General features: G+C 66.0%; 14 protein-coding genes. 7 read left to right on the forward strand and 7 right to left on the reverse strand.

All coding sequences use genetic code 11. The features are described 5' to 3' along the window. Nucleotides 1-81: 81 nt before the first annotated feature. Nucleotides 82-1,164: a lysylphosphatidylglycerol synthase transmembrane domain-containing protein gene (locus QRQ56_RS00535; RefSeq protein ID WP_438736778.1), complete on the reverse strand. Its 1,083-nt coding sequence runs from the start codon at nt 1,162-1,164 to the stop codon at nt 82-84. A 429-nt stretch (nt 1,165-1,593) separates the two neighbouring features. Here QRQ56_RS00535 and QRQ56_RS00540 point away from each other — a divergent pair, with 429 nt between their 5' ends. From QRQ56_RS00540 to QRQ56_RS00550, 3 genes are all read left to right on the forward strand, one after another. Next, a complete protein-coding gene (locus QRQ56_RS00540) occupies nt 1,594-2,100 on the forward strand; it encodes a YciE/YciF ferroxidase family protein (RefSeq protein WP_438740032.1) in 507 nt (168 codons plus the stop codon). 274 nt (nt 2,101-2,374) lie between these two features. Next, on the forward strand, nt 2,375-3,799 hold the full coding sequence (locus tag QRQ56_RS00545) for an MFS transporter (protein WP_438736780.1): 1,425 nt from the start codon (nt 2,375-2,377) through the stop codon (nt 3,797-3,799). A 96-nt stretch (nt 3,800-3,895) separates the two neighbouring features. After that, nucleotides 3,896-6,295, forward strand: coding sequence for an EAL domain-containing protein (locus QRQ56_RS00550; protein WP_438736782.1), 2,400 nt, complete (start codon nt 3,896-3,898; stop codon nt 6,293-6,295). A 3-nt stretch (nt 6,296-6,298) separates the two neighbouring features. Here the strand turns inward: QRQ56_RS00550 and QRQ56_RS00555 are convergent, their stop codons facing one another. After that, on the reverse strand, nt 6,299-6,733 hold the full coding sequence (locus QRQ56_RS00555; RefSeq protein ID WP_438736784.1) for a hypothetical protein: 435 nt from the start codon (nt 6,731-6,733) through the stop codon (nt 6,299-6,301). Between the two features lie 79 nt (nt 6,734-6,812). Between QRQ56_RS00555 and QRQ56_RS00560 the strand changes: the two genes are divergently transcribed. Beyond that, nucleotides 6,813-7,400 (forward strand): hypothetical protein, encoded by a 588-nt coding sequence (locus QRQ56_RS00560; protein ID WP_438736786.1) that lies wholly within the window; start codon nt 6,813-6,815, stop codon nt 7,398-7,400. Nucleotides 7,401-7,473: 73 nt separating this feature from the next. Beyond that, nucleotides 7,474-8,064 carry a YdcF family protein gene (locus QRQ56_RS00565; protein ID WP_438736787.1) on the forward strand — a complete coding sequence of 197 codons (591 nt, stop codon included), beginning with the start codon at nt 7,474-7,476 and terminating at the stop codon, nt 8,062-8,064. Between the two features lie 10 nt (nt 8,065-8,074). Here the strand turns inward: QRQ56_RS00565 and QRQ56_RS00570 are convergent, their stop codons facing one another. Then, complete coding sequence (locus tag QRQ56_RS00570) at nt 8,075-9,418, reverse strand: PLP-dependent aminotransferase family protein (RefSeq protein WP_438736789.1); 1,344 nt, start codon at nt 9,416-9,418, stop codon at nt 8,075-8,077. A 186-nt stretch (nt 9,419-9,604) separates the two neighbouring features. On the opposite strand from QRQ56_RS00570, the gene QRQ56_RS00575 reads away from it, so the two are divergent. Next, nucleotides 9,605-9,841 (forward strand): DUF1127 domain-containing protein, encoded by a 237-nt coding sequence (locus QRQ56_RS00575; protein ID WP_438736791.1) that lies wholly within the window; start codon nt 9,605-9,607, stop codon nt 9,839-9,841. 193 nt (nt 9,842-10,034) lie between these two features. Here the strand turns inward: QRQ56_RS00575 and QRQ56_RS00580 are convergent, their stop codons facing one another. The 4 genes from QRQ56_RS00580 to QRQ56_RS00595 all read right to left on the reverse strand — a co-directional run bounded on the left by QRQ56_RS00580 (nt 10,035) and on the right by QRQ56_RS00595 (nt 12,475). After that, entirely contained in the window at nt 10,035-10,325 is a 291-nt protein-coding gene (locus QRQ56_RS00580) for a hypothetical protein (protein WP_438736793.1), read from the reverse strand. A 555-nt stretch (nt 10,326-10,880) separates the two neighbouring features. Next, on the reverse strand, nt 10,881-11,342 hold the full coding sequence (locus QRQ56_RS00585; RefSeq protein ID WP_438736794.1) for a hypothetical protein: 462 nt from the start codon (nt 11,340-11,342) through the stop codon (nt 10,881-10,883). A 119-nt stretch (nt 11,343-11,461) separates the two neighbouring features. Beyond that, the gene (locus tag QRQ56_RS00590; RefSeq protein WP_438736796.1) at nt 11,462-11,887 is read right to left on the reverse strand and encodes a universal stress protein; all 426 of its coding nucleotides are present in this window, start codon (nt 11,885-11,887) and stop codon (nt 11,462-11,464) included. A gap of 51 nt (nt 11,888-11,938) precedes the next feature. Then, complete coding sequence (locus QRQ56_RS00595; protein WP_438736798.1) at nt 11,939-12,475, reverse strand: SixA phosphatase family protein; 537 nt, start codon at nt 12,473-12,475, stop codon at nt 11,939-11,941. 225 nt (nt 12,476-12,700) lie between these two features. Here QRQ56_RS00595 and QRQ56_RS00600 point away from each other — a divergent pair, with 225 nt between their 5' ends. Beyond that, entirely contained in the window at nt 12,701-14,170 is a 1,470-nt protein-coding gene (locus tag QRQ56_RS00600; protein ID WP_438736801.1) for an NAD(P)/FAD-dependent oxidoreductase, read from the forward strand.

A 14,170-nucleotide genomic window follows, 5' to 3' on the forward strand; every position in this document is an offset into this window, starting at 1 on the left:
CCGCGTCTTCAACGGCAAAGTTGAGGCGGAAATAAGAGAGCATTGCCCCTCAATCCGCAACCTTTGTCTAAAGCGCGTGCCTTACCGCTTGCTGGCCTGCCGCAGCGCCCGCTCGCGCTCCATGGCCGCCACCTGCTTCGGCAGATTGGCCTGCGCGCAGGCCTCCGCCAGCCGCCGCCGCTCCTGCCAGGGCTCGACCACGTTCATCCAGAGCTCGCGCGTGCCCATGATGGAGATGGCGAGGCCGAACGGGATCACGAAATAGAGGATGCGGAACACCAGCAGGGTCGCCAGGAGCTGCTCGCGGCCGAAATCGGGCAGCGCCAGCAGCATGGCGGCATCGAACACGCCGATCGAGCCGGGGGCATGGCTGGCAAAGCCCAGCAGCGTCGCCAGGATGAACACCACGGCCAGCGACATGAAGTCGATCGGCGGATTGGCCGGCATCAGGAGGTACATCGCGGTGGCACAGAAGCCGAGATCGACCACCCCGATCAGGATCTGGACCAGCGTCAGCGGCGCCGACGGCAGCACCACCTTCCAGCCCTTCTGGCCGAGCTCGCGCCGCTTCTCGCCCATGCAGAGCCAGACCAGATAGGCGCCGATCGAGGCGAGGCCGCCAAGGGCGATCAGCCGGTTGATCGAGGAGGGGAGCTGATCCATCGAGGAGGCGGCGTCCGGATGGATCGCCATGCCGATAGAGAGCACGAAGATGTTACCGAGCCAGAAGGTCAGGCCCGACAGGAAGCAGATCTTGGCAACGTCGATCGCGTTCAGCCCGTAGTCCGAATAGATCCGGAAGCGGATCGCGCCGCCGGTGAAGACGGTGGCGCCGATATTGTGGCCGATCGAATAGGACGTGAAGCTGGAGAGCGCCGCGATGCGATAGGGCACGTGCTTCTTGCCGATCGTTCGCAGTGCAAAAAAATCGTAGAAGGTCAGCGTGCAGAACGCGAAGAAGACGCAGACCGCCGCCAGCCCGATGCTGCCGCGGGGGATCTCGGTCAACGCGGTCAAGATTACCCCGGTATCGATACCCTTGAGGGTTCGCACCAGCGAGGTAATCGCGAAGGCGATGATGAAGATGCTCGCGGCAACTCCCAGCCGTCGCCAGCCGATCCATCTCTTGAAGCCGCGTTTCAGCGCGGGCAGCAGTCCGTGCATTCATCCTCCCGGCGGGGGGCAAGACCAACGAGGCCAGGCATTGGCCAGTCGGGTACGATCATGGCCAAAGACGGGCATCGATCGCTAGGCATGATCCAGCTCATTTAATGCAAAAACAGCGGCTTGTGCAGCCCTTGACAACAATAGGTTCTGCGTCGGACCGGCCGGTTTTGTCATACGCGGTTCACATCGACGGCGCGTTAAGCATATGAGTCGTAAGCCGGCCCGGCCCACGCATGTCGAATGCCGGCATGATCGCAGCTGTCGGCGCCGTCCGCATTGTTCCAGCGCAAGCCTTGACCGGTCTTTTTGGAACGTCGATGCCGCGCGCTCGTTGGGCCCCATCAGCAACCGAACATGGCGGAACGGGCGGCTTTTTTCACGCAAAGCCGCTGCCTGCGTGTTCCCAAACACCAAGAGGACGGAACGATGGGACTGTTCACAAAAGATATCAAAACCATGAACGACCTGTTCGTGCACCAGCTCCAGGACATCTATTACGCCGAGCAGCAGCTCACCAAGGCGCTGCCCAAGATGGCCAGCAAGGCCACCGATCCACAGTTGAAACAGGGCTTTTTGACGCACCTCGAGGAAACCAAGCAGCACGTCGCGCGGCTCGAGGAAGTGTTCAAGATGCACGGCGTGCCCGTGAAGGCGGTCGATTGCCCGGCGATCGACGGCATCATCGAGGAAGCCGACGAGACCGCCGGCGAGGTGGCCGACAAGGCCGTGCTCGACGCGGCCCTGATCAACGCGGCGCAGGCCGCCGAACATTACGAGATCGTGCGCTACGGCAGCCTGGTCGCCTGGGCCAAGCAGCTCGGCCGTAGCGATTGCGCCGCTGTGCTTGCCAAGACACTCGAGGAAGAGAAGGCGACCGACATGAAGCTGACGAAACTGGCCGAGAGCAAGGTAAACCTGCGCGCGGCTAGCTGAGCAACGAGCGCGCTTCCCTTCTCCCCTTGTGGGAGAAGGTGGCGCGAAGCGCCGGATGAGGGGTTGTCTCCGCGAACTCGGATGAGAGTCGAATTCGCGGAGACAACCCCTTACCCGTCTCGCCGCTACGCGGCGAGCCACCCTCTCCCACAAGGGGAGAGGGGAAGCCACCGGTCGGCGCGTTCGCGTGGTTGCGTCCATCCTTCGTCCATTATCGAAGCATGATCGCGCGCCGATCGCCTATATTCGCATGGGGCTGCAATCGAGGTGCAGCATGCGAGCCAACACCATCAAATACGGATCCTTCGACAAGGCAGCCAGCACGCCACGCGCCGGCTCGCCTCTTGCGACATCCCTCACGCTGGCGGCGATGAGCCTCGGCTATGGCGTGGTGCAGCTCGACGTCACCATCGTCAACACCGCGCTCGATGCGATGGGGCGGACGCTCGGCGGCGGCGTCGCCGAGCTGCAATGGGTGGTCAGCGCCTACACCATCGCCTTTGCCGCCTTCATCCTGACGGCCGGCGCGCTCGGCGACCGCATCGGCGCCAAGCGCGTCTTCATGGCGGGGTTCGCCATCTTCACCGCGGCCTCGCTGGCCTGCGCGCTGTCGCCCAATGCGACCGTGCTGATCGGCGCGCGGCTGGTCCAGGGCTTGGCGGCGGCGATCCTGGTGCCGAATTCGCTCGCGCTGCTCAATCACGCCTATCCCGACGACCGCGCGCGCGGCCGGGCCGTCGCGGTCTGGGCCGCGGGTGCCAGTCTTGCGCTCACCGCCGGCCCCTTCGTCGGCGGCGCGCTGATCACTCTGGTCGGCTGGCGTTCGATCTTCATGGTCAATCTGCCGATCGGGCTCGCCGGCCTGTGGCTGACCTGGCGCTATGCCAGCGAGACCACGCGGGCGCGCTCGCGCGAGATCGATCTTCCTGGCCAGCTCGCCGCGATCGGCGCGCTGGGCATGCTGGCCGGCGCCATCATCGAGGGCGGTGCGCTCGGCTGGTCACATCCGGTCGTGCTTGGCGCCTTTGTCGGCGCCGCCGCTTTCGCTGTGCTCTTCCTCTGGCGCGAGAGCCGCGCGGCGCAGCCGATGCTGCCGCTGTCGCTGTTCAGCCACCGGCTGTTCGCGCTGACCTCCCTGGTCGGCCTGCTCGTCAACATCGCGATCTATGGCCTGATCTTCGTGCTCAGCCTGTACTTCCAGCAGATCAACGGGCTGTCGGCGTGGTGGACCGGGCTCGCTTTCGTGCCGATGATGGGCGCGGTGCTGCCGATCAACCTGCTGGCGCCGCACCTTTCCGAGCGCATCGGCCCGTGCCCGACCATCGTGGTCGGCGCCTGCGTCTCGGCGCTCGGCTGTTTCGGCCTGCTTTGGATCGAACCTGACACGCGGTACTGGATGATCTGTGCGCAGCTGATTGCGATCAGCGGCGGACTGGGGCTGCTGGTTCCGCCGTTGACCTCGACCCTGCTGGGCAGTGTGGACAAGGCGCGCTCGGGCATCGCGGCGGGCGTCCTGAACGCGACGCGGCAGACCGGCAGCGTGCTCGGCGTTGCGCTGTTCGGCTCGCTCGTGGCCGCGGAAGGGGCATTCATGACCGGGTTCCATCTGTCGCTGGTCGTGTCCATGTCGGCCCTGCTGCTTGCGGCGATTGTGATCGGCTTCGGGGCGCCGCGGAGGATGAACAATCCGAGTGAATGAACACATCTTCCGTTCACCATTGCTGCAAGAGGCGCGTAGCGGGTTACCACCTGTCCACATTGATCGGCTCAAGTGCGGGTCCAACAGGGGCCCGCGATGCATCAAGTTCTCTACTGTCTCACCGCAGAACATGATCTGCGGCTCGTCGCACTTGGCGGCGCGGTGTGCCTGCTCGCCAGCGCGGCGGCGATCAGCCTGTTCCATCGCGCACGCGCGACGCACGGCATCGAGCGTCTGGCCTGGCTCGGCCTCGATGCCGCCGTCAGCGGTTGCGGCATCTGGGCAACCCACTTTATCGCGATGCTCGCCTACGGGCCGGGAGGCGTTGGCGCCTACAACATCCCGGTCACGATCCTGTCGCTGATCTCAGCGATCGCCGTGACCTTCGTGGGGCTGGGCATTGCCGTGTCGTCCTCGCGCACGGTGTGGATCGTTACCGGCGGTGCCATCGTCGGTGCCGGTGTGGCGGCGATGCATTACACCGGCATGGCGGCGCTGGAGATACCGGCGCGGGTGGAGTGGATCGGAAGCACGGTCGCCGTCTCGGTGCTGTCAGGAATTCTCTTCGCGGCGCTTGCGCTGTTCGTGGCTGCGCGGCGCGACGACCTCTCTCATGCGCTGACGGCAACGGCCCTGCTGACGATCGCCATCGTCGCCCATCATTTCACGGCCATGGGCGCGGTGCTGCTGACGCCGGATCCGACGCTGGCGATCAGCGGGTTGTCGATCGCGCCGGCCTCGCTGTCTTTCCTCACCGCAAGCGTCGCCGTCGCGATCATCGCGGTCGCACTCGTGGCCGCGCTGCTCGACCGCCGCTCCAGGAGCGAGTTGGGCGCGCAGCAGATGGTGCTGGACACGGCGCTCGAGAACATGTCGCAGGGGCTTTGCATGTTCGACGCGGACGGCAAGGTCATTCTGTTCAACGAGCGCTATACGGCGATGCTTCGTCGCACCGACATGGCGCTGACCGGCCGCCGGCTGGTCGACGTGCTCAGGGACGAGCAGGCCAGGGGGCAATGGCACGGCGATGCGGACGAGTTCTTCGCCCGCCTCGTTGCCGACGCCCGCGAGGGACGCACCACGACCGACATCGTGCGCCGGTTCGGCCGCGCGATCCGGGTGGTCAACCAGCCGATGCAGGGCGGCGGCTGGGTCGCGACCTTCGAGGACATCACCGAATGGCTGGAGGCGCAGGCCAAGATCTCGCACATGGCGCGCCATGACGCGCTGACCGGCCTGTCGAACCGCGTCCTGTTCCACGAGCAGCTCGAGCAGGGGCTGCGCCGGACCGGCTCCGGCGATCAGCTCGCGGTGCTCTGTCTCGATCTCGATCACTTCAAGGACATCAACGACTCGCTCGGCCATCCCATCGGCGATGCGCTGCTCAAGGAGGTCGGCCGCAGGCTGAAGGCGGCGGTCGGCGAGGGCGACACCGTGGCCCGGCTTGGCGGCGACGAGTTCGCCGTGGTCCAGATCGGCCGGTCCGAGGAGGCTGCCGCGCGATCCCTTGCCGGCCGTCTCGTCGAGGTCACCTCCGCGCCTTACGAGATCGACGATCATCAGATCCTGATCGGCGTCTCGATCGGCATCTCGCTGGCGCCGCAGGACGGCAGCAATCCGGACGAGCTGTTGAAGAACGCCGACCTCGCGCTCTATCGCGCCAAGGCCGACGGCCGCGGCACCTATCGCTTCTTCGAAACCGGCATGGATGCCCGCGCGCAGGCACGCCGCCTGCTGGAAATGGATCTGCGCGCAGCGCTGCAACGCAGCGAGTTCGAAGCCTATTACCAGCCGATCCGCGACGTCGTCAGCGGCCGCGTCGTCGCCTTCGAGGCGCTGCTGCGCTGGAACCATCCGCAGCGCGGCCTGATCTCTCCCATCGACTTCATTCCGCTCGCCGAGGAGACCGGTCTGATCCTCCAGCTCGGCGAATTCGTGCTGCGCGCCGCCTGCGCCGACGCGGCCACCTGGCCGGAGGACGTCGACCTCGCCGTCAATCTGTCGCCGGTGCAATTCAAGAATCCGAATCTGATCGCGTCGGTGACCGATGCGCTGTCCGCGTCCGGGCTCGATGCGCGACGCCTCGAGCTCGAGATCACCGAATCGGTGCTGCTGCAGAACAGCGAGGCGACGCTGGCGACCCTGCACGAGCTGCGCACCATGGGGGTGCGGATCTCGCTCGACGATTTCGGCACCGGCTATTCGTCGCTGAGCTATCTGCGCAGCTTCCCGTTCGACAAGATCAAGATCGACCGCTCCTTCGTGTCGGAGCTGGCGACGCGCGACGATTCCATGGCGATCATCCGCGCCGTGACGGGCCTTGGCCGCAGCCTCGGGATCGTCACCACGGCGGAGGGCGTGGAAAACGACGCCCAACTCGAGCTGCTCAGGCGCGAGGGCTGCGACCAGGCGCAGGGCTATCTGTTCAGCAAGCCGCGGCCCGCTTCGGACGTGACGATCATGCTGGGCCGCCCGCGGTTGCTGGCGTCGGCTTGAATATCAGCCGCGGCGCAGTGCGAAATGGGCGCCGCAAAACGCCATGACCGCGCCGAGGCATAGCGCGGCGAGCCCGGCCAGCACGCCCGAGGCGGTCGGGATCGGGCTTGGCGCCGAGGCCGCCTGGCCCGCGCCTGCCAGCAGCAGCACGCCGACCGCGATCAGGAATTGCCGCATCCGTTGCGGGATCTGGCCGGAGACCGCGCTCTGCATCAAGGTCGCGGTGAAATAGCCGCCGGAAAAGCCGACCGTTGCGATCAGCCACCATGCGATCGCCGCGCCCGCGGGGATGTACTCATTCGAGTCGGAGCGCCAGAGCCCGCCGAGGTCGAGACCGTAGCGCGCGCCCAGCATATGCACCGCGAGCGCCAGCAGCACGCCGGAGATCATTGCGGCGCCGAGAATCAGGCGGCGTGGAAAAAAGATCGTCTCAACCATGCCTCGCTTGTAGGATGGGCGAGGGCGATCGCGCAAGCGGATCGCCGAGGGGATTTCGTGGACGGGATCGGTTGCGGGGATGCAAGGTTCGGAAGCTGAGGCCGCGTCGGTCACGAGCTATGCCTACAAGGCCTCGCTGATCGGCTCGGCGCATCGCTTCGCGCTGGCGGAGGAGGGGTTGTCCTGGCACATCGGCGGCCGCTCGGGGCTGTGGCCGTTTGCCGAGATCAGTGCGATCCGGCTCTCCTTCCGCCCGGTCTCGATGCAGCAGCATCGTTTTCGCGCCGACATCACCCACACCTCCGGCCGCCGCATCGCGATCCTGTCGACGAGCTGGCAGACCGCCGCGCTGATGGCGCCGCAGGACAACGGCTTTCGCGCTTTCATCGTCGAACTGCACGCGCGGATGGCCAGGGCCGGCAGCCGCGCGGCGCTGACCGCAGGGCTCGGCCGCACCAGCTATGCGATGGTGCTGGCGTTCCTCGCGGTGCTGACGGTTGCGATGGTGGGCCTGTTGATCCGCGCCCTCATGACCGGCGAGCTTGCTGGCGTTCTCTTCATCCTCGGCTTTGCCGCGCTGTTCGCCTGGCAGGTCGGCGGCTTCGTGCGGCGCAATCAGCCGCGCGCCTATACGCTGGCGCACCTGCCGGAATCCTTGCTGCCGTAGCTCTGCAACCGCCAGCAATCAAACGTGAGTTCGCGCCTCCGCGCGGCTGCCGCATGCTGCGGCCATGCCGCACATGCATCCCGCCACACGCCAACTGACAGCGGACGAGATCGCCGAGATCAATCGCAGGCACCTGATCGAGACGCCGCTCGTGCCGGCCGATTTGTTGTTCGTATTCGGCACGAGAGAGGACGAGATGTTGCGGGCGGAGACCGCGGCGCGGCTCTGGCGCGAGGGTTATTTCCGCTGGGCGATTGTCAGCGGCGGGGTGACGCCGGGCTCGGAGCAATCCGAGTGCGCGCTCATCAAGGCAGCGATGGTCGATGCGGGAATTCCTGCGGAACTTGTCCTCGAAGAGCATCGTGCGATGAACACCGGCGAGAACGTGATCTTCTCGCTGCCGATCATCGATGCGGCGCTGGGCCTTGCCAACATCCGCAGCGTGATCTGCCTCGGCAACACCTGGACCGCGCGGCGCTATCCGATGACGCTGCACCGGCACTGGCCGGAGGTCGCGAAGATGCTGCTCACAGTCGACAGCTTCGCGACGCCGCGCGCGCTGTGGCACACCGACGCCGAGTTTCGCCGCCGCATGCTGCATGAATGGGACAAGATCGAGCCGTACAAGGCGAAAGGCTTCATCGCGGAGTGGCCGGAGGCCTGAGCAACGCGATCTATTCCGTGGAGTCGAAATCCTCTTCCTTGGTGCCGAGCAGCGACACGATGGTGCGCAGTCCGGAATCGAGCTGCTCGAAGGTGGGCGGGGCGATCGCGAGGCGCACCGCGTTCGGCGCATGGCCGTGGGCGATCGCGAAGGTGGAGGACGGCGTCAGCGCGATGCCGCGGCGCGCCGCGGCCGCGACGAAGGTCTGCGAGCGCCAATGCGGCGGCAGCGTCAGCCACAGATGATAGGCGCGGGTGTCGGCGGCGATCTGGTAGCCCGCGAGCAGCCTTGCGGCGGTCTGCTGTCGGCGCGCGGCGTCGATGCGCTTCAGCCGCGTCAGCTCGGCGACGGTGCCGTCGGCCATCAGCCGCTGTCCGGAGGCGAGCGCATGGCCGGAGGCGATCCAGCCGCCGGTGCGAACCGCGCTCATCACGCTTTCGCGCAAGTGCGGCGGCGCGACCAGGATGCCGAGCGCAAGGCCGGGCGCGACCTTCTTGGACAGGCTGTCGATCACGATGCAGCGGTCCGGCCCGAGGGCTGCCAGCGGCGTGTCGTCGGCGAGGAAGCCGTAGACGGCGTCTTCGATGATGGTGAGGTCGAGCTTCTCGGCAACGCGCATGATGTCGGCGCGCCGCGTCGCGTTCATGGTGACGCCGAGCGGGTTCTGGATGATCGGCTGCAGATACAGCGCCGACAGATGCGCCTCGCGATGCGCTTTCTGGATCGCATCGGGCCGCGCGCCGAACTCGTCCATCGGGATCGGGACCAGCGTGATGCCGAGCCGTGCCGCGATGCTCTTGACGTAAGGATAGGTCAGCGCCTCGACGCCGCAGCGGCCGCCGGTCGGAACGAGTGCGGCGAGCGCGGCCGCGAGCGATTGCTTGCCGTTGGCGGTGAAGACGATCTGCTCGGCCTGTGGTGCGAAATCCTTGCGCGCGAGATAGGCGGCGGCTGCATTGCGCGCGCTCTTGGTGCCGGTGCTGGTCGAGACGCGCAGCGCCGATTCGAGCGCGTCGACGCGCTCGAGCCCCGCAAGGCTCTTGGCGATCATCGCCCATTGCTGCGGCAATAACGGATAATTGACCTCGAAATCGATGCGCGCATCGCGCGGCTCGCTCAAGGCCTCGACCTCGCGCCTGATGTCGCCGGAGATGAAGGTGCCGCGTCCGACCTCGCCGACGACGAGGCCGCGACGAAGCAATTCCGTATAAACACGGCTCGCAGTTGAGACTGCAATGCCACGGTCATATGCAAAATTGCGCTGCGGGGGCAGCCGATCGCCAGGCCTTAACGTGCCGTTAGAGATATCCGAGGCAATGGCATCGGCGAGCTTCACGTACTCGAACTTGGACATTATTGCACCGAGAGCAATGTTTTGCTTGCTCCGAGAAGTGTACTGAAGCATTTAAGTTCCATCAAGGTCCGCGATTGAGCCGAGGAAAGCGAGAGCAATCCGACGGCAAATGAGGTGCAAGCGCTGAGTGCGCCTGCGTCAACGGCAATTGCTTCGCCGCGCGGCCCATTAGGCCGGAGAAGAAAAGTGACCATCATTTCGCAAACTGCCGGGCAGAATTTACGCCCGTCCTCCACGAGCGGCTTTCTTGCATCGCTCTTCAATCTCACCTGCGCGCTGTTCGACCGCATGGAGCGCCGTACCGCCGTCAAGACGCTGAACGAACTCGACGACCGCGCCCTGCGCGACATCGGGATCAACCGCAGCCAGATCGAGGACGCGGTGTACGGACAGGTCAAGGCCGAGCTGACGCGGTATCTGTAAGCTGCTCCTGTCCCGGACGCGGTGCGGCACGCAGTGACGCTCCGCAGAGCCGGGACCCAGCAGGCCACGGCATTCGCTACAACGTTGGCCCCGGCTCTGCAGCGCACCGCACCGGACGATGCTTCGCATCGCCGGGGCTGCACTGCGTCCGGGGCACGAGAGCGGAGTGTGGCGCTCAACTGCATCCACGCCGTCATTGCGAGCGCAGCGAAGCAATCCAGAATCCCTCCGCGGAAAGACTCTGGATTGCTTCGCTGCGCTCGCAATGACGTTGTGATGGCATCGCTCCTTCATTGCGCATCTTCCTCTGCAGACACACCTTCGCATCCTCGCGGCGTTTCTCGCCCGAGCTTTGCATGGTCGCTTCACCCTCATGAACGAGGGCGCAGGGAAGACCGGGAGCCGGTTGGCTCCCGTGGACCGCCATGCCAAGGGCAGACTGCGTGTGCTGCTGCATAGCGGAGAACAGGGCAACCGGAGACATCCCGGCCTTCCCTGCGCGATGGTTTGACGGCTTATGTCGTGCTCTCCCCGGGAGCGTTGCACTATTGCCCCGTCGCCTTGCGGATGACCGATGCGTGGGCCCGGTTGGGCCCTCCACATCACCGCAACACTTGACGCCAGACCGCGGGCGTCAGGACCACACGATTTTGCCGTACGCCGATCACACCGGTCGTGTGCGCGATGGCTTCGCTCACGGTTTCCCGCCCTGCAAAACCCGTCGCGCCGATGTGACCTGCGTCAACCGCCACTCGGCCCGCGTTCGTGACGATCGCGATACGCCCCTCTTAGTTGGGCCGGGATGTGGCGATAGATACGCCATTCCAAAAATTCGGTAAAACGGAATATTGTTCGATGCGCGGATTGACCGGCATCTCGGGTGTTTTGCCCGTTTGGGCAACGCAAGATGTCGTGGCCTCGTAGCCCGGATGAGCGAAGCGACATCCGGGATTCTCGCCGCCAGCGGCCCCGGGTGTCGCTTCGCTCACCCGGGCTACGGTCCGAGCGACCCGGTGGATTGCGCCCCACGCGACCTCGATCAGGCCAACGCCATCCCGCCCCAGGCGCTGCCATAAGCTCGATCGTCTTCGGAGCGGGCCGGCTTGCGGCGAGGCCTCGTCTGGACACCGCGTTGACGCCGGTGCCGGATGTCGAGCCGTTGCACATGCGCGACGATGCTGCCCGCGAGCAGGGCGATACGTGCCGCCGCCTGTTTGATGACGAACAGGATCGTCGTGACGCGGCTCAGGACGCCGAACAGGATCAGAATCGAGAAGACGTCGATATAGGCGAGAAAATCGCCGATCAGCATCAGCTCCGGCGGAATCGGGATCCGGTGGTAATAGGCGAGGACGATGATCGCGACGGGGATGAAGGCGATGATCTTTCGCACCGTCAGCCTGTCCAGCAATGCCGCCAGTTGGACGACCAGCACGTCCCACAGCGCATCGCCGATCGCGAGCGGGACCTCGTAGCTCCATCGTCGCCACCATTGCTTCATACCGTTGCTCCGAGCTCGGTGTCCGATCATCGGCTGTGTAGCCCGGATGAGCGAAGCGACATCCGGGATTCTCGCCGCGCGCAGCCCCGGGTGTCGCTTCGCTCACCCGGGCTACAAGGCTAATGCCTCACCACCAGCACCGAGCATTTGGCGTAGCGCACCACGTGCCCGGCGTTGGAGCCGAGGAAATAGGTGCGCATCGCCGGCCGGTGCGAGGTCATCACGATCAATTCGGCCTTCATGTGCGCGGCCTCCTCGAGGATCTCGTGATAGATGCCGCCCTGGCGCACCACGCTGGAGATGCGCCCCGCCTCGATGCCGGATTCGCGCGCGACGATGGCGAGGGCTTCTTCCGAGGTCTGGCGCTGCTGCTCGTCGAAATCGGCCGGCACGTATTCGGCCAGCATCACCGGCGTCATCGGCATCACGTTGAGCAGTCGCACGACGCCGCTCCAGGTCTGCGACAGCGTGGCCGCGGTCGCGATCGCCGGCTTGGCGAGATCGGTATCGGCGAGGTCGATGGGCACGAGGATGGACTTGAACATCTGCGCCTCCAGATCTTTTCGGCCGGCAGGTCGGGCCGGCCCGTCGCGCGATCATCCCGATCGAAGCAGCCTGGGACTGACGAACAGCACCAGCTTGCCGCGGCGGTACGCCACGTCCCCCCAATCCTTGACGTCAAAGTCGAAGATCGCAAGCCCCGAGGTGGGCAGATTGTCGGCGAGCGCCTTGGCGCCGGCCGGGTCGCCGCCGCCCATCAGCATGAGGGCGGCCTCGTGCATGCCGGGATTATGGGCGACCAGCAGCAGCTGCTTGGGGTCGGCCGGGGCGGTTGCAGTACGAATGGACTCCAGGATCTGCGCGGGATCGGCGCCGTAGAGTTCCGGCAGGATCTCGACCTGCGGCGCCGGGACGCGGTCCTTCATCGCCTCCCAGGCGGTGTCCCAGGTCTGCCGGGCCCGGACGGCGTGCGAGACCAGCACGGTATCGGGGAAGGGCGGATGGCTGGCGATCCAGTCGCCCATCTGGGCGGCATCCTTGTGGCCGCGGTCGTCGAGGCGGCGATCCTGGTCACGGCCGCTCGGCGCGTCAGTCTCGGTCTTGGCGTGACGCAGCAACATCAAACGGCGCATGGCATTCTCGAATCGTTTTACGGCTTGGATAATCTACAGGCGCTGGGAGAGGACAAGGTGACAAGCGCCCGCACGGTGCTTTAAAGCGCGATCAGACTAGGGCAAATCCTCATCGCGCTCTAAATTTTTGTTTTTGAGCATGATCTCGGCGCAAACCCGATTTCCGGGTGTGTCGCCACAGAAAACCGCTGCACGGCTTTCCGGATCATGCTCTAAGAAAACGACATGAGCGAGACTTTCACAAGCGTGTCCCAGGAGGAAGCCGGCTTTCGCGACCGTGCGCGGCTGTCCTTCGACCTCGACGCCGACATCTGTGTCATCGGTGCCGGGCTTGCCGGGCTCACCATCGCGCTGGAGGCGGCCCGGCTCGGGGCCAGTGTCGCGGTGCTCGAGGGACGCCATATCGGCTGGAACGCTTCCGGCAACCAGCTCGGCACCGTGATGCCGGGCTTCGCGCTGCCGCTCACCGATCTGATCGAGCGCATCGGCTTCGAGGACGCGCGCGAATTGTGGACGCTGTCGAAGGAGGGCGCCGAGTTCGTCCGGGTCAACGCCACCGAAGAGAACATGCCGGGGATCGCCAGAAGCGACGGCGTGCTGGAGGTCTCCAACGTCGATGCCGGCGACCGCCTGATCAGCCGGTTGCAGATGCTGAACGAGGATTTCGACACCGAGGTCGAGGGCTGGCAGGCCGATCGCGTTCGTGAGGTGCTCAAGACCGGTCGTTACTTCCACGGCGTGTATTATCCCCGGGCGTTCCAGGTCGACGGACGCAAATATGTGCATGGCCTGGCGGCGCTGGCGCGGCGGGCCGGGGCCCGTATCTTCGAGGACACGCCGGTCGTCAGCATCGATCATTCCGGCATCCGCAAGCGCATTGTCACGCCCTCGGCGCGACTGCGCGCCACCCACATCGTGCTCGCCGGCAACATCCATCTCGGCGCGCCGTTGCGGCGTCTGTCGGAAACGCTGCTGCCGGTCTGGCGCTATGCCGGCATCACCGCGCCGCTCGGCGAGCGCGTGCACGAGATCATCGGCTTCAAGGGATCGGTGATGGATTCCGACGGGGTCGACCATTTCCGCGTCGTCGACGGCGACCGGCTGATGTGGGAGAGCCCGGAGACCACCTGGGCGGCGCGTCCGCAGCGGCTCGCGGGCGCCGTCCGGCGGCGGATCCACGCTGTCTTTCCCGAGCTCGGCAAGGTCGAGGTCACCGACATGTTCGGCGGCGCCACCGGCCAGACCGTGCACGGCATGCCGCAGATCGGCCAGTTGCGCAAAGGCCTGTGGGTGGCGAGCGGGTTCGGCCGCCAGGGCATGAACACCTCGGCCATGGCCGGGCAGATGATCGCCCGCAGCATCCTGTGGGGCGACGAGCGCTGGAAGCTGTTCTCGCCGTTCGAGCTGGTCTGGGCCGGCGGCGCCACCGGTCGCGTGGCCGGCCAACTGGTCGGGATCTGGGGCAGGGCGAGTTCCGCCGCCGCAGGCTCGCTCGCCCGCTACCGCGAACGAGCCAGGATCAAGGATCGGCAGCGCGAGGCCCGCCTCGCCGAGGCCAACCGGGCCGCCGGCACCGGTCCGCGCCGCCCGCCGCCCGGCGTCCGGCCGCGGCCGGCGCCGCCGCCCAAACCCGCCGTTCAGGCGGAGCAACGGACCACGGAACCGGCCTCGCAGGAGGCCGACATTTCGCGATAG

It is taken from the genome of Bradyrhizobium sp. U531 (assembly GCF_051710265.1).
In the GTDB taxonomy this organism is placed as follows: Bacteria; Pseudomonadota; Alphaproteobacteria; order Rhizobiales; family Xanthobacteraceae; genus Bradyrhizobium.